Raw genomic sequence first — 25,032 nt, forward strand, 5'->3', positions numbered from 1 at the left:
GCGCCGCTTTGCGACCGATGAAGCCGATGTCGACCTGACGGCGGGGCTTGCCGCCCGTATCGTCGAGGAGAACATGTCCGTCTCGGTGCCGGAACAGGTGACGCCGAACACGCCGGAATATGCCGACGACATCATCCCCGTGCGCCAGACGACCGCCATCGAGGCCGCCCTCACCGCTGCCGGCTATCCTCCCGCCGATGCGAGCACGGTCGCCGGCAGCATCGAGCCGCTCTACGGCGCACCGGTCGTCAATGCTGGGGACGTCTTGCGGATCGGCATCCTGCAGACCGGCGAGCGCGCCAAGATTATTCGCGCCAGCCTTTATCATGGCACCAAGCACGCGCTGACCGTCGCGCTCGACGACAGCGGCCGTTTCGTCGCCGGCAGCGAACCGCCGCTGCTCGACGCAATCGCCACGGCTTTCGACAACGACACGGCGCCTGTGGCCGCCGGGCGCGACCTGCCGCGCGTCTATGACGGGATCTATAGGGCAGGCCTTGCCTATGGGATGACCCGCGAGATGCTGTCGCAGATCATCAAGCTGCTGGCCAGCAATGTCGACTTCCAGGCGCAGCTGAAACCGACGGATATGCTCGAGGCCTTTTTCTCTGTCGTCAACGGCAAGGGCCAGGCGACTTCGGACTCGGAACTGCTCTACGTCAACGCCCGGTTCGGGGACACAGTGACCCGTTTCTATCGTTTCGAGGACCCAGACGACCATTCGATCGACTATTTCAACGAGGACGGCAAAAGTATCCGCCAGTTCCTGCTGCGCAACCCGGTGCCGACAGGCGTCTTCACCTCGGGCTTCGGCATGCGCCGCCATCCGATCCTCGGCTTTGCCCGCATGCACACCGGCGTCGACTGGGCCGGTCCGCGCGGCATGCCGATCATCGCCGCCGGCAACGGTATCGTCGAGAAGGCCGGCTGGGACTCTGGCGGCTTCGGCAACCAGACGCTGATCCGCCACGCCAACGGCTATGTATCCTCCTACAATCACCAGAGCGCCATCGCCAAGGGCGTCGTGCCCGGCGCAAAGGTGGTGCAGGGCCAGGTGATCGGTTTCATCGGCTCGACCGGCATGGCAACCGGCGCCCATCTGCATTACGAGCTGATCGTCAACGGCACCAAGGTCGATCCCCTGCGTATCCGCCTTCCCGGCGGCAAATCGCTGGACGGGACTGCGCTTGCAAAATTCGAGGACGAGCGCAAGCGCATCGACACCCTGCTGTCGGACGAAAAGGCCAAGCAGGTGGCAAGCCGCGGCTAGGTTGCCGGAGCGTCAGGCCGGCTCCTCGGCGCGATAGGCATGCGGAATGACGAAGACCTCGTCGGCACGACCATAACCGCCGTCCGGCACAGTCTCGATCAGCACCATGGTGTGCGGTCGCGCCGCTTCGCTGAGATAGGAGACAAGCAGGTCCGTGGTCCGATGGATCAGCTCTTCCTTCTGGGCTTTGGAGAGAGCGCCTTCGGGCAGCTTGAAATTGGCAAACGGCATTGGGAATTCCCTTGGATTGGAGACGGATTGGCGGCTGGCCTGGCCCGGTTGAGCCGAGACATGGCCAGCACGCATTTGCAATGTTCAGATCGCGCCGCCATTGGCGCGGATGACCTGGCCGTTGACCCAGCCGCTATCGGGGCCGGACAGGAACGAGACGAGGCCGGCGATGTCGTCGGGCTGGCCGAGCCGCCCGAGAGGGATCGTGCCGGCGATGGCCTTGACCAGCGCGTCGCTTTTGCCCGTCATGAAGAGATCGGTCTCGACTGGCCCAGGCGCCACGGCGTTGACGGTTATGCCCTTCGGTCCGAGCTCCTTGGCAAGAATGTGCGTCATTGCCTCGACCGCTGCCTTTGTGGCGGCATAGATTGCGTAGTTCGGCTGGTAGAGACCGACGACGCTCGACGAGAAGCTGATGATCCGGCCGCCTTCGCGCAGGCGCCGTGCCGCCTCGCGCATGCCGCGGAAAACGCCGCCGATATTGACGGAGACCATCCGCTCGAACGCGGGATCGTCTACGTCGGCAAGCGGGGACAGCGTCATGATGCCGGCATTGTTGACGAGGATGTCGACCTTGCCGAATTCTTGTTCGGCAGCATCGAACAGGGTGCTCATGCCATCCGCGGCGCCAATATCGGCGCCGACCGCGATTGCCCGGCCGCCGGCAGCAGCGATCGTGGCGACGACCTCGTCCGCAGCCTGCCGACCGCTGGCATAATTGACGACGACGGCGATACCATCGCGGGCCAGCCGCCGGGCGATGGCGGCGCCGATACCCTTGGAAGCACCGGTGATGATGGCGGTGCGGGAATGTTGATCTGTCATGTTGATCTCCTTCTGATGAGGAGACCAATACGCCGATGCCAGAATAGAACAATCACCGCTAATTTGACATCTCTATTCGGCTGTGATGAACAAGCTGAATGGATCGTCTGGATCGCCTGCAATTGTTCGTCCGCATTGTCGAGCGCCGCAGCTTCACCGCTGCGGCAGCCGATAGCGGTCTTGCACGCTCGACGGCGACCGAGGCGATCAAGCAACTGGAAGCCGATATCGGCGCCAGGCTGCTGGAGCGCACCACACGCCATGTGATGCCGACGCTGGACGGCGAGGCTTTTTACCACCGCTGCCTGTCTATCCTGTCGGATGTGGAGGCGGCGGAAAACGCCTTCCGTGACGATCGTCCGCGCGGCCTGTTGCGTATCGACGCCAATGCGCAGGTCACCCGCACCTTTCTTTTGCCGCACCTGCCGGCATTCCTGGAGCGCTACCCGCTGATCGACCTGCATCTGGGACAGGGAGACCGGCTGGTCGATCTGCTGCGCGACGGTGTCGATTGCGTCATTCGCGCCGGCGAACCTTCCGACAGCGGCATGATCATGCGCCGGCTTGCCCTCGTCGAGGAGGTCACCTGCGCCAGCCCGGCCTATCTCGAGGCGCACGGGGTGCCGACCTCGCCGGACGGGCTGGACGGCCACGTGATGATCGGCTTCCTTTCGTCCCGGTCCGGCGAAGTCCTGCCGCTCGAATTTACCGTCGCTGGCAAGAGGCGCGATATCCTCCTGCCGACCCGGGTGACCACCAACAGTTCCGATACCATGCATGAACTTGCCCGCATGGGACTGGGCCTGGTACAGGCGCCGCGCTATCGCTTCCGACAGGATTTCGAAGAGGGCATGCTTGTCGAGGTGCTGAAGGACTATCCGCCGAGCCCGACGCCCTATTTCGCGCTCTACCCGCAAAACCGGCAGCTGGCGCCACGGCTGCGCGTCTTCCTTGCCTGGGCGACAGCAATTTTTGCCGAAGCAAAGCTGTCACGGGAAAGCTGACTGACGCATCCAACGGCTCCTGTCGGACGAACGGCGGGCATTGCGTTGCTTTGAAGGACGGAGTTTGCAAGATTGGCGCCATGATCAGCCAGGGAAAACACATGAGCCGCTTCTGGAGCCCCATCGTCTCGACATTGACGCCCTATGTTGCCGGCGAACAATCGACGATCCCCGGTCTGGTCAAACTGAACGCCAACGAAAGCGCCTATGGGCCTTCGCCTGACGTGGCGGCGGCAATTGCCGCGCAGCTGGACGGTTCACTGCGGCTCTATCCCGACCCGACATCCCGCCGCCTGCGCACCGCGATTGCCGATAGCTACGGTTTCGAGCCCGACCGGGTGTTTGTCGGCAACGGCTCCGACGAGGTGCTGGCGCATGTCTTCAAGGCGCTGTTGAAACACGATGCGCCGCTGCTCTTTCCGGATATCACCTATAGCTTCTACACCACCTATTGCCGGCTGTTCGACGTGCCCTATCGCGAAATTCCGCTCGATGAGGCCATGTCGGTGCGGATCGACGACTTCCGGCAAGCCTGCGGCGCGATCATCCTGCCCAACCCGAACGCACCCACCGGTACCGCCCTGCCGCTGGGCGAAATCGAGAGGCTGCTGCTCGAGCACCCCGATCAGGTGGTGGTAATCGACGAAGCCTATGTGGATTTCGGCGGCGACAGCGCGGTGCCGCTGGTCGAGCGCTATCCGAACCTGCTGGTCGTCCAGACCTTTTCGAAATCCCGCAGCCTCGCCGGCCTTCGCGTCGGCTTTGCCATCGGCCAGAGACCGCTGATCGATGCGCTGGAGCGGGTGCGCGACAGCTTCAACTCCTATCCGCTCGACAGGCTGGCGGAGGCAGGCGCCATCGCAGCCTGGGAAGGCCGGACATGGTTCGAAAAACACCGCAACATGATCGTCGCCAGTCGCGAGCGGCTGGCAGCGGCATTGCGTGCGCTTCACTTCGACGTGCTTCCATCCTCGGCCAACTTCCTGTTCGTCACGCATCCGGCGCGCACGGCCGGCGATCTTCTCGCCGAACTCAGGAAAAGATCCCTGCTCGTCCGGCATTTTGCAAAGCCCCGCATCGAAAACTATCTCCGCATCACGATCGGCACCGATGCCGAATGCGACCTTCTGGTGGATGCGCTCGACGAGATCCTGTCAGAACCGCCCGTCGATCGGTAGCGGCCGCCGTTGACGATCTCGGGATTTGTGCCTAGCTTGGGCGACATGAAAGCTGCGACATTTTTTCAGGTGGTGAGTGCGCGCATGGGCAGGATGGTATAGCCGTCCGGCGGAAGCACCCATGCGCGACGAACAGGCTCCCGACGGGGCCTTTTTTTATGCCTGAAAGCTGGCTGCGCCCCGTCGATCCCTTTCATCCCCACCGACAGGACCTAACGATGACAGCCGCATCACCGGACAATACGCTCAGACACCCGTCTGCATCTGATACTGCCAGCCAGACGCCCGTCACGCCCCCGCTGCTGCCGCTGATCTTGCTGACGGCTCTCTCGGTCGTGCCCGTGAACATGATCCTGCCATCGCTGCCGCACATCGCCGCAGAGTTTCACGCCAGTTCCGCCGTCGTCAGCCTTTCCGTTGCCGGCTATGCTGTTGTCACGGCTTTGATCGAGATTGTTTCTGGTGCAATCTCGGATCGATACGGACGGAGGCCCGTCGCCCTGACGGCCATCGTTGTCTTCATCTCGGCATCGATCGGTTGCGCCGTCTCCACGGATATCGTCGCCTTCATGATTTTCAGGGCTCTGCAGGCATCGATAGCCGCCTGCTTTTCGATAGCCCTCGTCATCATCAAGGAGACCTCGGGCGGACATGCGACAGCCAGCCGGTTTGGTTACCTCGCGATGGGATGGGCCCTTGCTCCGATGCTCGCACCCGTCGTCGGGGGTTCGCTGGATGCGGCCTTCGGATGGCGGGCGATCTTCATCACGCTGGCAACGGCCGGTACCGCCGTCCTCATCCTCAGCCTTGTGACGCTGCCAGAAACCGCTGACCGAGCCCGCAGGTCGCACAGTAGCGCGGGCGCCTATCTCCGGCTCATCCGTTCGTCCGCATTCTGGTGCTATGCGCTCTGCATGGCGGCATCCATGGGGACGCTCTACCTCTTTCTCGCAGGCGCCCCTGTTGCCCTCGGTCCCTTGCTTGGCGGCTCGACCGCGAAACTGGGCCTCTCCATGGGTATTGTCCCGGCCGGCTTTATGCTCGGCAGCTTGCTTGCTGGTCGTTACGCTTCGAGAATGTCGCTCGGCACCGTCCTCGTCACGGCGCGGACGCTGACCTGTACCGGCCTGCTGCTCGGTCTCGGCCATGCGCTCATGGACGCGGGCAACGCTTTTGCGCTTTTCGGGCCCTGCATGTTCATCGGCATCGGCAACGGGCTGACCATGCCCGCCGCCAACAGCGGCGTGCTTTCCGCCCATCCCGACCATGCCGGAACCGCGGCAGGATTGGCGGCCGCCCTCAGCATCGGCGGCGGTGCTCTGATTGTCTCGCTCGGCGGCCCGTTTATCGCAGGCGCCAGTGCCATCCCGCTGTTCTTTGCCGTCATGCTCGTCCCCGCAGGCATGGCCCTGCTGGCGGCAATCTGCGCCGCATTTCTCGGAGCGAGGGTAGAGTGAATAAAATGGAGAACAGAAGGGAGAATCACCGAATGCAAATCTTACGCCTCAGAGACAATCCAGCCTTCGCAGATACGGTTGCCGATCGCAGCTGGAACGCCTGGTGGACGGAGACGGGGGTCACTCTGGCGCAATATCGCGCCCACCTGGACCCGATGATCGAGAACGACGGCATTCCCTTTTGCCTCGTCGCCGAAGAGGGCGGCGTGTATATCGGCTCGGTGCTGGTGATAGAAAACGATCTGGATGCACGCCCGGACTATACCCCGTGGATCGCAGCCTTATGGGTCGAGCCGCACGCAAGAAAACGAGGAGCCGCCACTCGGCTGATCGCCGGAGCGCGTGTGCAAGCTGCGAAATGGGGGAAATATAACTGCTATCTCTGCGCAACGCCGGAGATGGACAGCTTTTACCTCGGGCAGGGCTTCGAGCAGATCGAGACGGATGTCTCGGGACTGAATATCTTCCGGATCTAGCTTACAGACCGGCCGGCGAGATCGCCTCGCGGCCGCATCTCGCCTCGGTGATCAAGCCGGTCGGCCCTTCGTGGGCTTTCGGGCTTGTTTGATCAGAACTCCTCCCAGCTTTCCTTGACGGCGGCATTGCCGGAGAAAGCCTTGGATACCTGGCCTGCAAGACGGCGGGCGGGCGACGGGACCGGCCGATGTGTCGGGGCCGCCGCCATGGCACGGGGCGCATGTCCGGACGTGCTGCCGAGCTGAAACTGTGAAATCAGTTCCCGCAACTTGCCGCTTTCGCTGGCAAGCGTCGCGCCCGCAGCACTCGTTTCCTCGACCATCGCGGCGTTCTGCTGGGTCACCTGGTCCATCTGGTTGACGGCGGTGTTCACCTCGCCCAGACCGACCGACTGTTCGCGCGCCGAAGTGGCGATCGAGTCCATGTGCTGGTTGACGGTAACAATATAGCCTTCGATCGTCCGCAGCGCGTTGCCGGTATCGCTCACAAGCTTGACGCCGCTCTGCACGTCGGTGCTCGAATTGCGGATCAGGTCCTTGATTTCCTTGGCAGCCTTGGCCGACCGCTGGGCGAGTTCGCGGACTTCCTGTGCGACGACGGCAAATCCCTTGCCTGCTTCTCCGGCACGTGCGGCTTCGACGCCGGCGTTCAGGGCAAGCAGGTTGGTCTGGAAGGCGATTTCATCGATAACGCCGATGATGTTCGAGATCTCGTTCGACGATTGCTCGATCTTCTGCATTGCCTCGACGGCATTCGCAACGACCTTGCCGGACTGGGCAGCGCTTTCGTTCGCCAGCATGGCAATCTGGCGGGCTTCTTCGGCACGCTTTGAGGAATTGCTGACATTGACGGTGATCTGGTCGAGGGCAGCGGCCGTTTCTTCCAGCGAAGCCGCCTGTTGCTCCGTGCGCTTCGACAGGTCGTCGGCGCTGACGCTGACTTCGCGACTGCCGGTATCGATCCCGCTTGTTGCCTGCGCCACAGCCCGCAAGGTTTCGGCAAGCTGCTGGACTGCGGCGTTGAAGTCTTCCCGCAGGCTTTCGAACTCGGGAGCGAACTTGCTGGCAAGCTGAAAGGTCAGGTCGCCGCTGGCGAAGTGTTTCAGGCCTTCGCCGAGCCCGGATGTCGCCTCGGCCATGGATTCAGCCTTGATGCGCTCGGCTTCACCGCTCTTGCGGCGTTCCTGTTCGGTAAGGCTGCGATTGGTATCGGCATCCTGTGCGAGCCGGATGCGCTCGATGGCATTCTCCTGGAAGACACCGACGGCAGCGGCCATCTGGCCGATTTCGTCCTTGCGGCCGATACCCGGAACGACCACGCCGGTTTCTCCGTTGGCAATCCGCGTCATCGTCGCATTGATGCCGGAAACCGGGCGAACCAGACCGAGGTTCAGGAGATACATGCCGATCACAGCGACGAACAGCATTGCTCCGCCGCCCACATAGATAGCCATTTGCGCCGTGGACGCTGCATTTTCCGAAAGCGACGCGCGCTTGACGAGGAGAGCCTGCTCGTCTGCCGCCATCTCCTTCACCTTGGCACGGATACCATCCATGGTTTGCTTGCCAGCGCCCGAAATCTCGATCTGGCGGGCCTGCTCATAGGTCGCGGGATCTTTCACCAGCAAGGTTTCCGGCTCGACCACCTTTTGCGTCCAGGTCTTCACCAATGTGTCGAGATCGTCGAGACGCCTTTGCTGGACAGGATTATCGGAAGTGAGAGCCCGGAGCTGAGCAAGATTGTCTGCATAGGCTGCGGCACCGGCCTTCTGGGGTTCCAGGAAGTTGGGGTTCGAGGAGATCACATAGCCGCGCATGCCGGTTTCCTGATCCACCATGGCAGCGACGACACCCTCGAGCCGGGCCAGAACCTTGTAGGTATGCTCGGTCCAGCCCGAGGCCTGCTGCTGTGTAGCAATCGAATTTCCGCTGATCGCACTGACGGCGACATTGATGGCCATCAGCACCACAAGGGTGACTGAGATTTTGTAGAGTATCTTGAGGTTGTTGAAGTACGTCAGCATCGGGTCGGTATCCTCTGGCGGTTTAGCGGCGTTTTCACGCGTTCGATTGTTGGTGAAAGTCGATCCATCCCCACAGGGATCGTCCGGCACGGCGTTTGAAACGATCTTCAGCCCCACCGCATTGCCGCCGAAGCACAGAAAATCCGCGTCCTTATTCCCGCGCGCACGGCAGTAGGCGGCGCTTGCAGAAGCGCGCAAATAAAAATCTGGATTTAGAAGAAGAAATCGGGTGCAGCGGAGACGATGTAGAGATGAAGGGGAGATTTATCCGATTACAAGGGATCATACCGCAAATCAGCTGCATGGCTCCCGGCAAGAGGCGACATCATGTCATCTCGACTGGCGTGCCCGGTAATTGCAGAAACTAGGAGGCATTGGTTAATTTACGCTAAATTCTAAGTTTAAAACAATTAACGGGCTATTTTTGTATTTGGGACTTGGCGATGACGCGCAGGGTGCGAAGAGGAATAGGCCAGGTAGAGCGCTCAGCACCCCCTTGCCTCCACCACCCAAAGACAAAAGCGCAAGCCTCGTGGCCAACTCGCTGCGCGCTTTTTCGCAGAACTTCAGCATGATCTTGACCCCGGACAACAGCGTGCGCAACGGCTTCAGCTGACCGCCGACGGAAATGCGAGCACTACGGCGCGGCTTGCCGGGGAATTTCAATCCACTACTTCCCTGCTTCAGACTACTGACGCGTGAGGATGGAGCCCCATGACAAGCTCTCGTAAGGATCTGTTTTTTGCCCTGGCGATGATCGTTGCCGGCACAGCAGCATTTTTCCTCTTTCTCTACCTCGCCGGCATCGATCCCGATGAACAATCACTCGGGGTGATGGAATGGGTCATAGGCGGCATCCTCATCGGACCCGGATTTGGTTGTCTGCTCAGGTGGAGTAGCAAGCGGGGTAAGATGAAGGACCGTTAGACCCAAATCCGCTCGATCACTGTGGAAAGCGGCTGAGGTGCTCGTGGACGATCTTCCATTGCGCGTAGTCTTTTCTCAAGATGGTAGTGCCGCGTCCGTCGCCTTCATATATTTTCCCATCAATCTCGGCCCTCCAACGGAAACGGTATATGCAGCTTGCAGCATTATCGGTGACCGCAATCCAGTCAACGTCCTCAAGCCAGTACGTCTCGTTTTGAAGCTTGCGCCACGTTTCTTGGAACGCAGCCCTTATTGCGTCAATTCCGCAGTGGGTACCGTCGGTAAACCAGAAGACCGCGTCCGCCGATATGAGCGGGGCGACTTCATCGAAGCGCCGCAGGTTAACTTTCGTTTCATAGAGTTTCATGAGTTCCTGGGGCTGCATTCGACGCTCTTTTCGTATCGGCTGGCATTCCTAAGTTTGTGGCCGCATGGTGTATCTTGCCATGGCACATTCATCCAGAACAAGCCGGTCGGAAATTTTGCATCTGCCCGAAAAGGATGGACTTCAGCCACCGGATTTCTTCGCGTGGAAGCAAGGGGAACGGGCCGATCCTTTGAAGCTTTAGCTGAACGGCTATCTGAACAGGGCGCCTATCCACCTCAAAATAAAGGGCCGGCGTTGCCGCCAGCCCCATCTCCTTTTGCACCGCAAACCCTTAGGCAGCCTGTGGCACGGTCTCGCGTGGGCGGAACAGGAGGCGGTCGCTGCCGCTGGTGACCTTGACCAGCGAGTTGTCCGGCACCTGTCCCGACAGGATCTGCTCGGCGAGCGGATCCTGGACGTATTTCTGGATCGCCCGTTTCAGCGGCCGCGCCCCGTAAACCGGGTCGTAGCCCTTGTCGGCCAGCCAGCTCCGTGCATCGTCGTCGAGTTCCAGCGTGATCTTGCGCTCGGAAAGCAGCGTGATCAGCCGCTTCAGCTGGATGTCGACGATTGCTCCCATTTCGCTCCGCTTCAGACGGTGGAACAGGATGATCTCGTCGATCCGGTTGAGGAATTCCGGCCGGAAATGGCTGCGGACCTCGCCCATGACCAGTTCGCGCACCGCCTCGCTGTCATCGTTCTCGCCGAGCTTGGTCAAATAGTCGGAGCCAAGGTTCGACGTCATGATGATCATCGTGTTGCGGAAATCGACCGTCCGGCCCTGCCCGTCCGTCAGGCGTCCGTCGTCCAGCACCTGCAGCAGCACGTTGAAGACGTCGGGATGGGCCTTCTCGATCTCGTCGAACAGCACGACCTGATAAGGACGGCGACGGACGGCTTCGGTGAGCGACCCGCCTTCATCGTAGCCGACATAGCCGGGAGGTGCACCGATCAGTCGGGAAACGGAGTGTTTCTCCATGTATTCCGACATATCCATGCGCACCATGGCGCTGTCGTCGTCGAACAGGAAGCGGGCCAGCGCCTTTGTCAGCTCCGTCTTGCCGACGCCGGTCGGCCCGAGGAAGATGAACGAGCCAAGCGGCCGGTTCGGATCCTGCAGACCGGCGCGGGCACGGCGCACCGCACGCGAAACGGCTTGCACCGCATCGCCCTGCCCGACCACCGATTTCGCCAGCTCGTCTTCCATGCGGAGGAGCTTGTCCTTGTCGCCTTCGAGCATCTTTTCGGTTGGGATACCGGTCCAGCGCGAGACGATATGGGCGATGTTGTCGGCGGTCACCACCTCCTGGACCATCGCATTCTGCGTGTGATCCTGGGCTTCGGCCTCCGTCAGGTCTTTTTCAAGACCGGGTATGACGCCATAGGCAAGCTCGCCGGCGCGCTGGAATTCACCTTTGCGCTGGGCAATCGCCAGTTCGTTGCGGGCCTCATCGAGCTGCTTCTTGAGGTCCGCGGCAAGGCCGAGCTTGGACTTTTCCGCCTGCCAGCGGGCCGTCAGCGCATCGGCCTGCTCCTCGAGGTTGGTGAGCTCCGTTTCGAGCCGCACCAGCCGGTCGGCCGAGGCCACGTCGGTTTCCTTCTTCAGCGCCTCGCGCTCGATCTTCAGCTGGATGACGCGACGATCGAGTTCGTCGAGTTCCTCCGGCTTAGAATCCACCTGCATGCGCAGCCGCGCTGCCGCCTCGTCCATCAGGTCGATGGCCTTGTCGGGCAGGAAGCGGTCGGTGATGTAGCGGTTCGATAGGGTGGCTGCCGCCACCAGGGCCGCGTCGGCAATGCGCACCTTGTGATGCTGCTCGTATTTCTCCTTGAGCCCGCGCAGGATCGAGATCGTATCCTCGACCGTCGGCTCGCTGACCATGACCGGCTGGAAACGACGGGCCAGCGCCGGGTCCTTCTCGACATGCTTGCGGTATTCGTCGAGCGTCGTGGCACCGACGCAATGCAGCTCTCCGCGCGCCAGCGCCGGCTTCAGGAGGTTGGAGGCGTCCATCGCCCCGTCGCCCTTGCCGGCACCGACCAGCGTGTGCATCTCGTCGATGAACAGGATGATCTCGCCGTTTTCCGACTGAACTTCGTTGAGCACGGCTTTCAGCCGCTCCTCGAATTCGCCCCGGAACTTCGCCCCGGCAATCAGCGCGCCCATGTCGAGCGCCATCAGCTTCTTTTCCTTCAGCGATTCCGGCACGTCGCCGTTGACGATGCGCAGCGCAAGGCCTTCGACGATCGCCGTCTTGCCGACGCCGGGCTCGCCGATCAGCACCGGATTGTTCTTGGTGCGGCGCGACAGCACCTGGATCGTACGACGGATTTCGTCGTCACGGCCGATGACGGGATCGAGACGGCCTTCGCGCGCCTCGGCAGTCAGGTCGCGCGCATATTTCTTGAGCGCCTCGTAGCCGTTCTCGGCGTTGGAGGAGTCGGCGGTACGACCCTTGCGGATCTCGTCGATAGCCTTGTTGAGACCGATGGGCGTGACCCCGGCATTCTTCAGCGTCGTCGATGTCGAGGCGCTCGATTCCATCGCCAGCGCCTGCAGCAGACGCTCGACGGTAACAAAACTGTCGCCTGCCTTCTTGGCAAGATCTTCGGCAGTCGTGAAAACCTTGGCCAGTGGCTGCGCCAGATAGACCTGACCATTGCCACCCGAAACTTTCGGAATTTTCGCCAGGGCCGCATCGTTGGCAAGCTTGGCCGCCTTGGGATCGCCGCCCGCACGCTGGATCAGCGAGGCAGCCATGCCCTGGTCGTCGTCGAGAAGAACCTTGAGCACATGCTCGGCGGTGAACTGCTGGTGATCCTGACCGAGTGCGTTGGTCTGGGCAGACTGCAGAAAGCCGCGCAGCCGTTCAGAGTATTTTTCGATATCCATCTTAGAACCTCCATGGATCGCCCTGCCCGCTTTTCGGCACAGAACGAGAGTGAGAGAAGACCCCCTGAAAAGGCAGATCCCGGTGCCGCATCCGTCAGGGACAGTGCCGCAGCCGAAGAACATATGGGTGGGAAATTACGCTGTTTAAAGGGTGCTGAAAACGAAAATACCCCGGATGAACCGGGGTATCTTGATGTGTATCAATTCCATGCGCGAAGTGGCGAAAATGCCTATTCGGAGCCGACATCCGCAAGGTTCGGGGCGTCGTTGCCACCTTCGCCGGGAGCATCGCTATCGGTGAGGCGCGGGCGGCGCGGACGGCCGGCAGCGCGACGACGCGGCTGGCGCGGCTCCTCGGTGCCCTGGGCTTCCTCGATGGCAACTTCCGCTGGCGTTCCGACGATTTCGGGCTGAGGGCCGGTACCGTCGTTGACGGGAGCGGGAGCTGCGGCCGGCGTACGTGGCGTGTAGACGCGCGGTGTGCGTGGCTGGCGTGGCGCCCGCTGGGCTTCGGCCTGCGGCTGGGGCTGATCGCCCTCGCCCGGCGTTGCATCCTGCTGGACCGGAGCCGGCTGCGGTGCCGGGCTCGGCTGCTGGCTGGCGACGGGACCGTGGGCCGGCTGCTGCGGCATCGACTGCTGCGGCGCATTGCGGCTCTGCATCGAAGGCGCGATCATTGGCTGATCGTCCATCTCGTTGCCGTCCATGTCGTCCATGTCGCGCTCGTTGCCGTCGCGATCATTGAAATCCTGCCTGTCTTCGCGCTGGAAGCGTTCCTGCATCTGCGCCTGTGCGGCGGCGATGATGCGGTAATAGTGCTCAGCGTGCTGAAGATAGTTTTCCGCCATGACGCGGTCGCCGGAAGAGTGGGAATCGCGAGCCAGTGTCGAGTATTTCTCGGCGATGTGCTGGGCGGTACCGCGGATCTTCACATCGGGACCGGAACTATCGTAAGTCCGCGTCAGGGGGTTCGATCCCTTCCGATTGAAGTTGTTGTTCTGGCTGTTATTGCTGCTGCTGCCGCTGCTGGGGTTTCCGCCGCCGCTGCCGCCGCCGTTGTTGCCACGCCCTCGACCGCGCTTGTTCTGCTGTCCTGGCCTCATAGATCCTTCACCTGAATTCTCTTGTTGTGATAATTGCGCGCGGCACCCTGCCGCCATGGCCGGACAAACCGAGCCAGGGCCTGCGTGCCGCAAGCAGATCGGGTCTAACCCCCGTCTGCCGCTCGACTACGTCAGATTAACTGAATCACGCATCGGGTACGTTCAACCTTCAACACTCTTTCAAGAGAGCGGACCCCTGAGGCTGACCGGAACCCGAACGAATCTCCCATTCGTTTCCGGCTGCCCAACGCGTGAGCGCAACCTATATTGCTTCCCGGCTAAATCCAAGTCCTTTTCTTTAACAGCATAATAAAGTAGGAAAGACTTGTATTTTCAGCGTGTTATATACCTTTTGCGAAGATCAGGGCGCGGTCGTTGTGACCATAATCGCGCGCCGCCTCTATCAATCTGAACCCCGAGCCCTCGAACAAGGCGGTGACTGTCGGGCGCTGGTCATAACCGATTTCGAGACCGAGCACGCCGTCGTCGTGAAGAAATTGCGCAGCGTCCGCAGCGATTGCCCGGTAGGCATCGAGGCCATCCCGGCCGCCATCGAGCGCCGCCGTCGGATCGAAATCCCTGACCTCCGGAGCCAGTGTCTGCATCACGTCCGATACGATATAAGGGGGATTTGAGACGATTGCGTGAAACCGCCCCGAAATCGGCGTGAACCAGCTGCCCTCTGCGGTGCGGAACCGGTCGGCAAGGCCATTCCGTTCGGCATTTCCCCTGGCCGTCACTAGCGCGTCGGCGGAGATGTCGCTGCCCAAACCCCTTGCCTCCCGACATTCATGCAGCAGAGCGAGGCAGATGGCGCCGGTGCCGGTGCCCATGTCGAGAATGTCGATGCTCGCATGCACGCCGACCAGTCTGCGCAGATGCGGCAGGATGCTTTCCACCAGGATCTCGGTGTCCGCCCGGGGCTCCAGCGTCGCTGGCGATAGGCGCAGCGGCAGGCCGTAGAATTCCCTCTCGCCAAGAATGCGATGCACCGGCTCATGGCGCAAACGACGCGCGATGGCGTCCTCCAGACGCGCGACCCCTTCGGCATCCACCGTTTCGTTGGAGCGGATGACAATCTCGGTGAACGTAAGCCCGAACAGCCCGGATACCAGCACCTTGGCGTCGGCGGCAGGATCGTCGAGACCCGCCTCCGCAAACCGGTTGCGCGCCGATGCCTGCAATGCGCCGATTGTCTGGCCGGCGTCGCTCACATGCGATCCCCGAGCTGGGCAAGCTGGCTTGCCTGGTGATCGGCACGCAGTGCATCGACGACATCGTCGATCTCGCCTTCCATCATGCGGTCGAGCTTGTAGAGCGTCAGGTTGATGCGATGGTCGGTGATGCGCCCTTGCGGAAAATTATAGGTGCGAATGCGCTCCGAGCGATCGCCGGAGCCGACCTGGCTCTTGCGGTCGGCCGAGCGCTCGTTGTCGACCCGCTGGCGCTCCATGTCGTAGAGCCTGGAGCGAAGCACCTGCATCGCCTTGGCGCGATTCTGGTGCTGCGATTTTTCTGAACTGGTGACGACGATGCCAGACGGCAGATGGGTGATGCGAACAGCCGAATCCGTCGTGTTGACGTGCTGGCCGCCGGCGCCCGACGAGCGCATCGTGTCGATGCGGATATCCTGCTCGCGCACTTCGATATCCACCTCTTCGGCCTCGGGAAGCACCGCCACCGTGGCCGCAGAAGTGTGAATGCGGCCGCCGGCCTCGGTAGCCGGCACGCGCTGCACCCGGTGAACCCCGGACTCGAACTTCAGCTTGGAGAACACGCCCTTGCCGGTGATCGTCGCGATCACTTCCTTGTAGCCGCCCGCTTCGCCATCGCTCGATGAAAGAATTTCGACCTTCCAGCCGTTCACCGAGGCAAAGCGCTCGTACATGCGGAACAGGTCGCCGGCAAACAGCGCCGCTTCGGAACCACCGGTCCCGGCGCGGATTTCGAGGATGGCGCTCTTTTCGTCGGCGGCGTCCTTCGGCAGCAGCAGAATCTGGATCTCGGTCTCCAGCGTCTCTATACGCTCGCGCACCCCGGGCAGTTCCATGTCGGCCAGATCGCGCATCTCGCGGTCCACCGTCTTGTCGCCCAGCATCGCTTCGAGATCGGCCCGCTCCGCCGTCGCTTTTTCGTAGTCGCGGATCTTCATGACGACGGGCTGCAACTCGGAATATTCGGACGCCAGCTTGACGTAGACATCCGCCGCCGGGCCTTCGGACATGCGCGCCTCGATCTCGCCGAACCGGCGCTCCAGCTCACGCATTTTTTCAACAGGTAGTGTAGCCACAGTCGAACTCCGAATTTTTCCAAGGCGCCCTGATGTCAGGCGCCGTCATCCATGGCGATTATCTGGCGGCCAGCCGTTGAACTGCACGCCTCGCCCCCGATCCTTCCTCATTTCTGTGCTTGTTACAGGAATCCAGTGCGCCCAGTCCTGGGCGCGCAAGACCTCCCGATTGCCGAGACAAGTCTTTTCACGACGCAGACGCGCCGTGGCTGGATTCCTGTGACAAGCACAGGAATGAGGGGGAGAGCGTCGCGCCTTCCAGACCCGCGCGAGAACCAGACTGCGGGAAACAGGACCCTAGCTCCCCATGCCTGGCCCAACCCTGAAAGGACGGGCAGATCGCCTCTTACCTCTTTCCACCGCAGTCAGCAACAGACTGCGCAAGAGCAGCTAAAGGGGAATATTATGGGTCAATGCGAACTGCGCAAGGATGTCCCGCACCGAGAGCGTCGGGTTGCGGTCGTCCAATGCCTCTTCCATGACCGCCGCCAGCGCGCCGACATCGAGACCCAGCAGCATCGCCTTGACCGGCCCGATCGAGGCTGGCGACATCGACACCGAGCGGAAGCCGATGCCCATCAGCGCCATCGCCGAGATCGGCTTGCCGGCAAGCTCGCCACACAGCGTCACCGGTGTCTTGTTGCGCTCGCCGGCGCGCACGATATCCCGCAGGATGCGCAGGAAAGGCCGCCCGAGCGTGTCGAACCGGTCGGACACACGGGCATTGCCGCGATCGACCGCCATGGAAAACTGGAACAGGTCGTTGGAGCCGACCGAGACGAAATCGACGGCTGCCATCAATTCGTCGAGCTGCCAGAGCAGCGCCGGTACTTCGAGCATGGCGCCGAACTGCAGCTTGCGCGGCAGCGCATGGCCGAAGCGCGACAGATGATGCACTTCCTTCTGCAGCAGTTCGCGCACCGCCTTGATCTCGGAAACCTCCGTGACCATCGGCACCATCATCTTCAGTTCGCCGTCGGCGGCAGCCTTCAGCATGGCGCGCAGCTGCGTGCGCAACAGGCCCGGCCTATCCAGCGAAAGCCGGATGGCGCGCCAGCCGAGTGCCGGATTTTCTTCCTGATGCGCCCGGAAGTAGGGCACGACCTTGTCGCCGCCGATATCCAGCGTACGGAAGGTGACGACGTGGTCGCCTGCCTGCTTCAGGACATTGCGGTAGAACATTTCCTGCTCGTCGGCCTTCGGCATGGTCGAGGCGATCATGAACTGCAGCTCGGTGCGAAACAGGCCGATGCCTTCGGCGCCGGATTCGGCCAATTGCGGAAGATCGACCAGCAGTCCTGCATTCATCAGCAACGAGATACGCTGGCCGTCCCGCGTCACCGGCTCGACGGCACGCAGCGCCCGGAACTGCTCCTGGCGGCGGGCGCGAAACTTGACCTTCTCTTCGTAGGACTTCAGGTGATCGGCCATCGGCCGCAGGTGCACATGGCCCTCGTCGCCGTCGATGATGACGGAATCGCCATTTTCCGCCAGCGCCACGACGCCGGCCGCCTGGCCGACGACCGGAATGCCCATGGCCCGGGCAACGATCACGACATGGCTGGTGATGGCGCTGTCTTCCAGCACCAGGCCGCGAATGTTGTCGCGCGGATAATCGAGCAGCTCGGCGGCCCCCATGGCGCGGGCGAAGATGACTGCGTCGTTGGGAAAACCATCCGTCGTGTTGCGGCCGGTATGGCCGGTCAGTTGTCGCAGCAGCCGGTTCGCGAGGTCCTCGAAATCGTGCATGCGGTCGCGCAGGTACGGGTCGGTGAGCCGCATCATCCGAGCCTTCGTGTCGCTCTGCACTTTCTCGACCGCAGCCTCGGCCGTCAGGCCGTTGCGGATCGCCTCCTCGAGCTTGCGAACCCAGCCCTGGTCGTGGGCAAACATCCGATAGGTTTCCAGGACCTCACGGTGCTCGCCCTCCATCGACACGTCGCGGCGCGACAGCATGTCATCAATGGAAATGCGCAAGGAGCCGAGGGCATCGGCCATGCGCGAGATTTCGTGGTCGGTGTCTTCGTTGAGCAGGTTGGTGACGACGACGCGCGGCTCGTGCAGGACGACATAGCCGAGGCCGATGCCTTCATTGTAGCTGTCGCCGTCGATGGTGACAGAGCGCGTCAGGTCGAGTTCGAGGCCGGGCTTCGAGATCTTCTTGAGGTCGCCGGTAGCGATCATCTCGGCCAGCACCATGGCCGTCGTCTCAAGCGCCTCCAGTTCCTCGTCGCGGTAGGTGCGGCTGGCCTTGTTCTGCACGACGAGAACGCCGAGCGACCGGCCGGCCCGCAGGATCGGCACGCCGAGGAAGGAGTGGTAGATCTCTTCTCCGGTTTCCGGCAGATATCGGAAGGCCGGGTGGGACTGGGCGTCGGAGAGATTGAGAGATTGCGCCGAGGCGGCGATGGTGCCGACGAGGCCCTGGCCCATCTTCAATTGCGCAAGATGGACGGAATCCTTGTTGAGACCTTCGGTGGCATAGAGCTCGAGCACCCCGTCGGCGCGCAGAACGTAGACCGAGCACACCTCGGCCACCATGTTGCTGGCGATCTGGCGAACGATCCGGTCAAGGCGATCCTGCGGTTCAAGCGGCTCCGCCATCAGCTCGCGCAGCCGCTTGAGCAGGACGCGCGGACCGCCGGAAAGGTCTCTCATTGCGTCACGCTCCCGAAAATCATGTCCACGCTGCGAAGGGTGTCACGAAGCATTTCGCGCTTCGCCCTGCCCCTCTGCAGTTTCAAATCAACTCTTATCCAGACCGTAGCAGGAATGCAAAGTCCTGACTGCAAGTTCTGCATAGGGGCCGTCGATCAGGATCGAAATCTTGATTTCCGAGGTGGTGATTGCCTTGATGTTGATGCCTTTTTCAGCAAGTGCCCGGAAAGCGCTCGCTGCAACGCCTGCGTGCGAACGCATGCCGATGCCAATCACCGAAACCTTGACCAGACCCGATTCGTTCTGGATGACATCGTAGCCGATCTGGCTCTTGTGTTCGCCGAGAACGGCGAGCGCCTTGTCGACGTCGCCGGACGGCACGGTGAAGGTCATATCCGTGGTCGAGCCGTCCTCGGAGATGTTCTGGACGATCATGTCGACATTGATATGGTTTTCAGCGAGCGGCCCGAAAATCGCAGCCGACACGCCGGGGCGGTCGGAAAGCCGCCGGAGCGAAATCTGCGCTTCATCCTTGGCATAGGCGATGCCGGTTACGACTTCCTGTTCCACGATCTCTTCCTCATCACAAATCAGCGTTCCGGGCGGGTTCAGAAGGTCGCCCATGCCCGGCGCATCGGGGTCTTCGAAAGACGAGCGCACGAAGGTGCGGACCTTGAATACCATGGCAAGTTCGACCGAACGCACCTGCAGCACCTTGGCGCCAAGCGACGCCATCTCGAGCATTTCCTCGAAGGCGATCTTTTTCAGGCGGCGCGCCTTCGGCACGATGCGCGGGTCGGTCGTATAGACGCCGTCAACGTCTGTGTAGATGTCGCAGCGGTCGGCCTTGACGGCTGCAGCAATCGCCACCGCCGAGGTATCTGAACCGCCACGGCCGAGTGTCGAAATGCGATTGTCGGGACCGAGACCCTGGAAGCCGGCAACGACGGCCACCTGTCCCTCGCCCATGCGACGAATGATCTCGTCGCCGTTGATCTCGAGGATGCGGGCAGCGCCGTGCGCGTTGTCGGTCTTGATGGGGATCTGCCAGCCCTGCCAGGAACGCGCATTGATGCCGAGGTGCTGCAGCGCGATTGCCACCAGCCCCGAGGTCACCTGCTCGCCGGAAGCCACGACGGCGTCATATTCGCGCGCATCGTGCATCGGCGACGCATCGCGGGTCCATCCGACCAGTTCGTTGGTCTTGCCCGACATCGCCGAGACGACGACGGCGACTTCGTGGCCGGCATCGACCTCGCGTTTCACATGCCGGGCGACGACGCGAATACGATCCATGTCCGCGACGGAGGTCCCGCCGAATTTCATCACGATGCGTGCCATCAGCCTCTACCCATAGTGGCGCGCCTCGTCACTGAGACCCGCCATACGACAAGGCTCCGCCCGGGGCAGCAGCAAAAGCGGTGGCTTTTCATACTGCCGGTGCACCGAAAACGGAGCGTCTATTTCGGCCGTCTCATACCGACTTTGAAGGGTGCGTGCAATGGGCATGCGACATCGATATGAAGGGCGGCGAAAGCCGGCGGCAGTCCCAAACGATGCTCTAAATTAGACAACCTCGGCAACAAAGTCTTAAAGCTTATGCGCGAGTGTAGGTGAGCCGCTTCACGCAAAGCCAGAAATCGACGATGACCAACCCGCCCGCTCCGCGTTTCCTCGACCGCCTGAAGACGCTCGGCGCATCGCTTGTCTCCGTCAGCAATCCAGCCGTTCGTCGTCTGGAGCAGCAGCTGCGCGAAAAGGAAGCCACCATCGCGGAGCAAGCCGAGGCGCTGGCCCGTGGCCGCAGGATTTTCAACCGCGCGGCCGAGGCTGCCCGCATCGGCATATGGCAATGCAGCCTGCCCGACGAGACCCTGACCTGGACGGATGTGGTCTACGACATTTTCGACCTGCCGCGCGACCTGCAGGCGGGCCGTGCGGAAACGCTTGCCTGTTATACCCAGGCATCCGCCAAGGAATTGCAGGAAAAGCGCCGTCTTGCCATCGAGACCCGCAGCGGTTTCACGATGGATGCGGAGATCGTGACGCAGAAAGGCAATCATCGCTGGATCCGCATCACCGCCACGGTGGAATGCGAGGGCGAAGAGCCCGTGCGCATCTTCGGCATCAAGCAGGACATCACGGACGCCAAGCTGCTGTTCGAGCGCACCCGCCACCTTGCCGATTTCGACATGATGACCGGGCTTGCCAACCGCGCCCAATTCCAGCTGCGTCTCGCTGCTCTATGCGAGGAACACGACCGGTCGAAGGCGCCGGCAGCGTTGCTGCTGGTCGACCTCGACGGCTTCAAGGCGGTCAACGATACCTATGGCCATGCCACTGGCGACGCCTGCCTGATCGAGGCGGCTGACCGGCTTCGCGCCGTCTGCAATTGTGCCCATCTGATTGCCCGCATCGGCGGCGACGAGTTTGCGGTTCTGCTGCTGCAGGACGCCGAACGCGGGACGGTGACCGATATCGCGAGCGACATCGTCCAGATTGTCCGCCGGCCGATGATCCTCGGCGATCTCCTCCTGAACATCGGCGCCTCCGTCGGCGTAGCACTTGCCGACGGGTCCAGCCCGTCCGAATTGTTCCAGCGGGCCGACACGGCGCTCTATGCCGCCAAAGCCGCCGGCCGCAACACCTTCAGCATCTTCGAGCCATCAGAGCGCCAGACGCTCTGCGCACCGCGCAGCGCCGCCTGAACCAGCCGAGACCAGATAGGCTAGGCGAGGAACCCGCCCTTGCGCAGCCAGGCTTCATACCAGGCCGGCCAGGCGGCGGATGGCGTACCGGCCTTGCCCATGCCGAAGCCGTGGCCGCCGGTCGCGAGGCGGTGCATATCGACAGGCACACCGGCGCTCTTGCAGGCAGCAGCCATGATCAGCGTGTTGTGCGGATCGGAAACAGTATCGTCCTCCGCCTGGACGAGGAACATCGACGGGCAATGGGACCGCACATGCGGCTGCACCGACCATTCGGCGCTTTCCTCGTCATTCGGATGCCGGCCGATCAGCACGGTCTTTGTCGAGGTGTGGTCGTAGGGCGGCTCGAGCGTGATGATCGGATAGATCAGCGCTGCAGCATTCGGCCGCGCCGATTGCTTGTCGGCCTCGTCGACGGCGCGATACGACCGGTAGGCCGAGCGCGCCGACGCCAGTCCCATCAGATGGCCGCCGGATGAAAAACCGAGCACGCCGATGCGATCGGGATGAACGTCGTATTCGACGCTTCTCGCCCGGATCAGCCGCAGGGCGCGCTGTGCATCCTGAAGCGGTGCCCGGGGACCTTCCCGCCAGCCCTCCGACGGCAGCCGGTAGGACAGCACGAAGGCGGTGATGCCGCGATCGTTCAGCCAAAGCGCTGCCGGATGCGCCTCGCTTTCCATCTCGATCCGCTTGTAGCCGCCGCCCGCCGCCACCAGCATGGCCGCGCCGTTGGGCTTGGCCGGGCGGAAGACCTCGATGGATGGCGTGGCGATATTGCTGACGGCGCCCTTGGCGTTGGTCTCGACCGGCCCTTTCGGACCACGCCCGCCCGGGGCTCCTGCTGGCCAGAGCGGGATGACCGCATTGGCCGCGCTTGCCTGCCGCGATGCCGCGAGCAGCAGGGCCGCGCCGCCGGCCATAAGCAATGTTCTGCGATCGATCATGACGGTAATTTCCCATTGGAGTGGCGTTCAGACAGGTGCGGCAAGGTAAGGGCAAAACTGAGGCAGAACAGCCTCAAAGTGCCGTCCGCAAGCCATCCGGTGACGTAAAACTGCAAATAATGATGATCATGTCATCATACCAGTTGACGACGTCAGCTCAATTTGACAGGTTCCGGCGACTTAAACGGGAGGAAATGCGGCACCACGGCGCGGGGAAAGCCTGTTTGCAGCGTGCAGACAGACAACGCACGCCGTCGCCCGCATCGGATGAGATCAACAGGAGCCATCTCCGTGAGGGAGGGCTTCGCGGGACAGGCGGCAGACCCTCTGCGGTGACAGCCCCTGCACTCGTCTTGGGAGGAAGACATGGACGCCACGACACATTCACAGAGCGCCGAACAGCAGGTGGAGGCATCGACGATCCGGAAGATCTCGTTCCGCATCGTGCCGTTTATCGCGCTGATGTTCTTCATCAATTTCCTTGACCGGACGGCCATCTCGTTTGCCGGGCCGAACGGCATGACCCAGGATCTCGGCATGACGGCCGCCCAGTTCGGCTTTGCCGCCGGCATTTTCTTCTTCGGCTACATCGTGCTCGAGATTCCGAGCAACCTGGCGCTTCACCAGTACGGCGCACGCCGTTGGCTGTCGCGCATCATGGTCACCTGGGGCATCGTCGCCATGCTGTTCACCTGGGTCAGCAGCATCAACGGGCTCTACGCCCTGCGCTTCTTCCTCGGCGTCGCAGAAGCCGGCTTCTTTCCGGGGGCCATCCTCTATCTCAGCACCTGGGTGCCCGGCCGCCACCGCGCCAAGATCCTGGCACTCTTCTATCTCGCACAGCCGCTGACCACCGTGATCGGCGCGCCACTGGCCTCCGCCCTTATCCAGGCCCATGGAGTCTTCGGCCTCGAGGGCTGGCGGGTGATGTTCCTCGGCGTGTCCATCCCGGCCATCGTCGTCGGCATCATCACCTGGTTCTACCTGCCGGACACCCCCGTGGGCGCCAAGTGGCTCACCCCGGCGGAAAAGTCCTGGCTCAACAGTGCGCTGGCAAAAGAAGAGTCGGAGAAGGTGACGGGACGCCGCCACATGACGCTGCAGGCGCTGAAGGACGGCCGCGTCTGGCTCCTCTCGATTATCTATTTCGGCCTGATCTACGGTCTCTATGCGCTTGCCTTCTTCCTGCCGACGATCATTGGCGGCTTCGAGGCCAAGTTCGGCACCAAATTCGATGTCTTCGAAAAGGGCATGATAATAGCCATCCCCTATCTGCCTGCCGCCTTCGCGCTCTACTTCTGGAGCCGGGATGCAAGCAAGCGTGGCGTCCGTCTCTGGCATGTCGGCATTCCGGCGCTGGTCGGCGCCATCAGCATCCCGCTGGCACTGCTGATGTCATCGCCCGAGACGACGGTCCTCGTCGTCACCGTGACCGCCTGTGCGATCTTTGCAGCCCTGCCGAACTTCTGGTCGCTGCCGACAAGGTTCCTGACCGGCGCCGGCGCTGCGGCAGGCATTGCGCTCATCAACACGGTCGGCAACATAGCCGGCTTTGCAGCGCCCTACATCACCGGCGCCGTCAAGGATGCGACAGGCCTCTACGAGATGCCGATGTTCATCGTCGGGGGCTTCATGCTGGTCTCGGCTATCGTCGCTTTCTCCCTCGGCAAGACCCTCAGGGACCCCGCCGCAACCTGAAACCCGCCCTCCCCGTCGCAGCCAATAGACCGCGACGGGGAGGGCTACGACGACGCGTTAACCCTTATTTAACTATAGAGTTGCAACTGCCGCTCGGACGGGCAACAACACGGGGCATGCCCCTCGTAGCTCAACGGTAGAGCAGCTGCCTCGTTTGCAGAAGACCCAGGTTCAAGTCCTCGGCAGGGGCTCCCGCCACAATCACCCGGCTGTCCGGCGGCTGCACGACTAAATTTACTTCGATTTAACGAAATACAACTACAGATCATCCCATGGCCTCGTGGCGGAGTGGAGACGCAAGGGGAGTGAATTCCCCACAGCTTGGTTCGAATCCAGGCGAGGCCTCCATATGAGCGCATGGCCGATCACCACCGCCTGCACCCGTTTTCCCGCCCTCAGCGTGTCTAGCGATACCCCTATTCCCCGCAGTGGGCGAGAATGACGTCAACAAGGGCCGACAGCGGCGCGGTGGCATCGATCGGCGTCGCATTGTGCGTATTGTATGGAATGTCTTCCTTTGTCGCATGCATTTGCATGACAAGTCTCCGTTCCGCCGGCTTGCCACCGAACTCGTCCGCGGGTCTGCTCGCCAGCCGCCTTTCTAGCGTGGCTCTATCGACATCGAGAACAAAGACCCCGTCGAACAGATCGATAAATTGATGGAAATTCCTCGAGCCGCCACAGAAGAAGGTGATGGGGTGGCTTAGATCGGCGATCAGATGTTTGACTTTGCCGACATCCCAGACATGGTGGCGGTGTCCGAAGGCAACATCCACTGGCCCTCCATACGTTGTCATATCGAGTGGCTCGCCGGTCTGTGGATCGCCTTTATAGGCCAATTCACGGTCGCCGTGGACGGTGTGATAGCCGCGCCGCTCCAACTCCGTGGCAACCGACGTCTTGCCGGTACCGGAAACGCCCTCGATCAGATAATTTTTCACGCCCATCCGGTTCTCCTGCGGTAGTCGCCGTGCAC

21 protein-coding genes and 2 tRNA genes (1 of these 23 cut by a window edge) are annotated in these 25,032 nt (G+C 62.0%); 10 read left to right on the forward strand and 13 right to left on the reverse strand.

What is annotated here, in order from left to right; translation table 11 throughout:
- Positions 1-1,270: the 3' portion of a M23 family metallopeptidase gene (locus tag J5289_RS17860; protein WP_209207525.1), read on the forward strand. Its footprint begins 680 nt before the window's first position; the window shows 1,270 of its 1,950 coding nt (coding positions 681-1,950); its start codon lies off the left edge, out of view; its stop codon occupies positions 1,268-1,270.
- Between the two features lie 12 nt (positions 1,271-1,282).
- Here J5289_RS17860 and J5289_RS17865 read toward each other — a convergent pair whose 3' ends face one another.
- Together J5289_RS17865 and J5289_RS17870 are read right to left on the reverse strand one after the other, a co-directional pair.
- Positions 1,283-1,501 carry a 4-oxalocrotonate tautomerase family protein gene (locus J5289_RS17865; RefSeq protein WP_209185032.1) on the reverse strand — a complete coding sequence of 73 codons (219 nt, stop codon included), beginning with the start codon at positions 1,499-1,501 and terminating at the stop codon, positions 1,283-1,285.
- A gap of 84 nt (positions 1,502-1,585) precedes the next feature.
- A complete protein-coding gene (locus tag J5289_RS17870) occupies positions 1,586-2,326 on the reverse strand; it encodes an SDR family oxidoreductase (RefSeq protein WP_209185033.1) in 741 nt (246 codons plus the stop codon).
- A 98-nt stretch (positions 2,327-2,424) separates the two neighbouring features.
- Here J5289_RS17870 and J5289_RS17875 point away from each other — a divergent pair, with 98 nt between their 5' ends.
- The 4 genes from J5289_RS17875 to J5289_RS17890 all read left to right on the forward strand — a co-directional run bounded on the left by J5289_RS17875 (position 2,425) and on the right by J5289_RS17890 (position 6,441).
- A complete protein-coding gene (locus J5289_RS17875; RefSeq protein ID WP_209207524.1) occupies positions 2,425-3,330 on the forward strand; it encodes a LysR family transcriptional regulator in 906 nt (301 codons plus the stop codon).
- Positions 3,331-3,431: 101 nt separating this feature from the next.
- Positions 3,432-4,508 carry a histidinol-phosphate transaminase gene (gene hisC / locus J5289_RS17880; RefSeq protein ID WP_209185035.1) on the forward strand — a complete coding sequence of 359 codons (1,077 nt, stop codon included), beginning with the start codon at positions 3,432-3,434 and terminating at the stop codon, positions 4,506-4,508.
- A gap of 218 nt (positions 4,509-4,726) precedes the next feature.
- Positions 4,727-5,965, forward strand: coding sequence for an MFS transporter (locus J5289_RS17885; RefSeq protein ID WP_209185036.1), 1,239 nt, complete (start codon positions 4,727-4,729; stop codon positions 5,963-5,965).
- A 32-nt stretch (positions 5,966-5,997) separates the two neighbouring features.
- On the forward strand, positions 5,998-6,441 hold the full coding sequence (locus tag J5289_RS17890) for a GNAT family N-acetyltransferase (RefSeq protein WP_209185037.1): 444 nt from the start codon (positions 5,998-6,000) through the stop codon (positions 6,439-6,441).
- A 92-nt stretch (positions 6,442-6,533) separates the two neighbouring features.
- Here the strand turns inward: J5289_RS17890 and J5289_RS17895 are convergent, their stop codons facing one another.
- Complete coding sequence (locus J5289_RS17895) at positions 6,534-8,465, reverse strand: methyl-accepting chemotaxis protein (RefSeq protein WP_209207526.1); 1,932 nt, start codon at positions 8,463-8,465, stop codon at positions 6,534-6,536.
- A gap of 378 nt (positions 8,466-8,843) precedes the next feature.
- On the reverse strand, positions 8,844-9,131 hold the full coding sequence (locus J5289_RS17900; protein ID WP_209185038.1) for a hypothetical protein: 288 nt from the start codon (positions 9,129-9,131) through the stop codon (positions 8,844-8,846).
- Between the two features lie 48 nt (positions 9,132-9,179).
- Between J5289_RS17900 and J5289_RS17905 the strand changes: the two genes are divergently transcribed.
- Positions 9,180-9,392: a hypothetical protein gene (locus tag J5289_RS17905; RefSeq protein ID WP_209185124.1), complete on the forward strand. Its 213-nt coding sequence runs from the start codon at positions 9,180-9,182 to the stop codon at positions 9,390-9,392.
- A gap of 16 nt (positions 9,393-9,408) precedes the next feature.
- Here the strand turns inward: J5289_RS17905 and J5289_RS17910 are convergent, their stop codons facing one another.
- The 7 genes from J5289_RS17910 to J5289_RS17940 all read right to left on the reverse strand — a co-directional run bounded on the left by J5289_RS17910 (position 9,409) and on the right by J5289_RS17940 (position 20,044).
- Positions 9,409-9,777 carry a nuclear transport factor 2 family protein gene (locus J5289_RS17910; protein ID WP_209185039.1) on the reverse strand — a complete coding sequence of 123 codons (369 nt, stop codon included), beginning with the start codon at positions 9,775-9,777 and terminating at the stop codon, positions 9,409-9,411.
- Between the two features lie 274 nt (positions 9,778-10,051).
- Positions 10,052-12,652 (reverse strand): ATP-dependent chaperone ClpB, encoded by a 2,601-nt coding sequence (clpB, locus tag J5289_RS17915; RefSeq protein WP_209185040.1) that lies wholly within the window; start codon positions 12,650-12,652, stop codon positions 10,052-10,054.
- 230 nt (positions 12,653-12,882) lie between these two features.
- Positions 12,883-13,755 (reverse strand): DUF4167 domain-containing protein, encoded by an 873-nt coding sequence (locus tag J5289_RS17920; protein ID WP_142824832.1) that lies wholly within the window; start codon positions 13,753-13,755, stop codon positions 12,883-12,885.
- Between the two features lie 341 nt (positions 13,756-14,096).
- Positions 14,097-14,969 (reverse strand): peptide chain release factor N(5)-glutamine methyltransferase, encoded by an 873-nt coding sequence (gene prmC, locus J5289_RS17925; protein WP_209207523.1) that lies wholly within the window; start codon positions 14,967-14,969, stop codon positions 14,097-14,099.
- Positions 14,966-16,045 (reverse strand): peptide chain release factor 1, encoded by a 1,080-nt coding sequence (gene prfA, locus J5289_RS17930; RefSeq protein WP_209185042.1) that lies wholly within the window; start codon positions 16,043-16,045, stop codon positions 14,966-14,968. The genes prmC and prfA overlap by 4 nt, the downstream gene beginning before the upstream one ends.
- 390 nt (positions 16,046-16,435) lie before the next feature.
- Positions 16,436-18,703: a phosphoenolpyruvate--protein phosphotransferase gene (ptsP, locus tag J5289_RS17935; RefSeq protein WP_209185043.1), complete on the reverse strand. Its 2,268-nt coding sequence runs from the start codon at positions 18,701-18,703 to the stop codon at positions 16,436-16,438.
- A gap of 87 nt (positions 18,704-18,790) precedes the next feature.
- Positions 18,791-20,044: an aspartate kinase gene (locus tag J5289_RS17940; RefSeq protein ID WP_142824828.1), complete on the reverse strand. Its 1,254-nt coding sequence runs from the start codon at positions 20,042-20,044 to the stop codon at positions 18,791-18,793.
- 305 nt (positions 20,045-20,349) lie between these two features.
- On the opposite strand from J5289_RS17940, the gene J5289_RS17945 reads away from it, so the two are divergent.
- Positions 20,350-21,411 carry a sensor domain-containing diguanylate cyclase gene (locus tag J5289_RS17945; RefSeq protein WP_209185044.1) on the forward strand — a complete coding sequence of 354 codons (1,062 nt, stop codon included), beginning with the start codon at positions 20,350-20,352 and terminating at the stop codon, positions 21,409-21,411.
- A gap of 20 nt (positions 21,412-21,431) precedes the next feature.
- On the opposite strand, the gene J5289_RS17950 is transcribed toward J5289_RS17945, so the two are convergent.
- Positions 21,432-22,358 carry an alpha/beta hydrolase gene (locus J5289_RS17950; RefSeq protein ID WP_209185045.1) on the reverse strand — a complete coding sequence of 309 codons (927 nt, stop codon included), beginning with the start codon at positions 22,356-22,358 and terminating at the stop codon, positions 21,432-21,434.
- Positions 22,359-22,724: 366 nt separating this feature from the next.
- Between J5289_RS17950 and J5289_RS17955 the strand changes: the two genes are divergently transcribed.
- The 3 genes from J5289_RS17955 to J5289_RS17965 all read left to right on the forward strand — a co-directional run bounded on the left by J5289_RS17955 (position 22,725) and on the right by J5289_RS17965 (position 24,404).
- On the forward strand, positions 22,725-24,056 hold the full coding sequence (locus J5289_RS17955) for an MFS transporter (RefSeq protein WP_209185046.1): 1,332 nt from the start codon (positions 22,725-22,727) through the stop codon (positions 24,054-24,056).
- A gap of 118 nt (positions 24,057-24,174) precedes the next feature.
- Positions 24,175-24,247: transfer RNA gene (locus tag J5289_RS17960), tRNA-Thr, on the forward strand.
- An 83-nt stretch (positions 24,248-24,330) separates the two neighbouring features.
- Positions 24,331-24,404: transfer RNA gene (locus J5289_RS17965), tRNA-OTHER, on the forward strand.
- A 68-nt stretch (positions 24,405-24,472) separates the two neighbouring features.
- Here J5289_RS17965 and J5289_RS17970 read toward each other — a convergent pair.
- Positions 24,473-25,003: a nucleoside kinase gene (locus J5289_RS17970; RefSeq protein ID WP_209185047.1), complete on the reverse strand. Its 531-nt coding sequence runs from the start codon at positions 25,001-25,003 to the stop codon at positions 24,473-24,475.
- Between the last annotated feature and the right edge of the window lie 29 nt (positions 25,004-25,032).

Origin of the sequence: Rhizobium sp. B230/85 (genome assembly GCF_019355735.1) — a bacterium.
GTDB classification, from domain to species: domain Bacteria; phylum Pseudomonadota; class Alphaproteobacteria; order Rhizobiales; family Rhizobiaceae; genus Rhizobium; species Rhizobium rhododendri.

Coding starts and splice junctions, on each gene's coding strand:
- J5289_RS17865 (WP_209185032.1), bottom strand. CDS start 1,501: ATGCCGTTTGCCAATTTCAAGCTGCCCGAAGGCGCTCTCTCCAAAGCC.
- J5289_RS17870 (WP_209185033.1), bottom strand. CDS start 2,326: ATGACAGATCAACATTCCCGCACCGCCATCATCACCGGTGCTTCCAAG.
- J5289_RS17875 (WP_209207524.1), top strand. CDS start 2,425: ATGGATCGTCTGGATCGCCTGCAATTGTTCGTCCGCATTGTCGAGCGC.
- hisC (WP_209185035.1), top strand. CDS start 3,432: ATGAGCCGCTTCTGGAGCCCCATCGTCTCGACATTGACGCCCTATGTT.
- J5289_RS17885 (WP_209185036.1), top strand. CDS start 4,727: ATGACAGCCGCATCACCGGACAATACGCTCAGACACCCGTCTGCATCT.
- J5289_RS17890 (WP_209185037.1), top strand. CDS start 5,998: ATGCAAATCTTACGCCTCAGAGACAATCCAGCCTTCGCAGATACGGTT.
- J5289_RS17895 (WP_209207526.1), bottom strand. CDS start 8,465: ATGCTGACGTACTTCAACAACCTCAAGATACTCTACAAAATCTCAGTC.
- J5289_RS17905 (WP_209185124.1), top strand. CDS start 9,180: ATGACAAGCTCTCGTAAGGATCTGTTTTTTGCCCTGGCGATGATCGTT.
- J5289_RS17910 (WP_209185039.1), bottom strand. CDS start 9,777: ATGCAGCCCCAGGAACTCATGAAACTCTATGAAACGAAAGTTAACCTG.
- clpB (WP_209185040.1), bottom strand. CDS start 12,652: ATGGATATCGAAAAATACTCTGAACGGCTGCGCGGCTTTCTGCAGTCT.
- J5289_RS17920 (WP_142824832.1), bottom strand. CDS start 13,755: ATGAGGCCAGGACAGCAGAACAAGCGCGGTCGAGGGCGTGGCAACAAC.
- ptsP (WP_209185043.1), bottom strand. CDS start 18,703: ATGAGAGACCTTTCCGGCGGTCCGCGCGTCCTGCTCAAGCGGCTGCGC.
- J5289_RS17940 (WP_142824828.1), bottom strand. CDS start 20,044: ATGGCACGCATCGTGATGAAATTCGGCGGGACCTCCGTCGCGGACATG.
- J5289_RS17945 (WP_209185044.1), top strand. CDS start 20,350: ATGACCAACCCGCCCGCTCCGCGTTTCCTCGACCGCCTGAAGACGCTC.
- J5289_RS17950 (WP_209185045.1), bottom strand. CDS start 22,358: ATGATCGATCGCAGAACATTGCTTATGGCCGGCGGCGCGGCCCTGCTG.
- J5289_RS17955 (WP_209185046.1), top strand. CDS start 22,725: ATGGACGCCACGACACATTCACAGAGCGCCGAACAGCAGGTGGAGGCA.
- J5289_RS17970 (WP_209185047.1), bottom strand. CDS start 25,003: ATGGGCGTGAAAAATTATCTGATCGAGGGCGTTTCCGGTACCGGCAAG.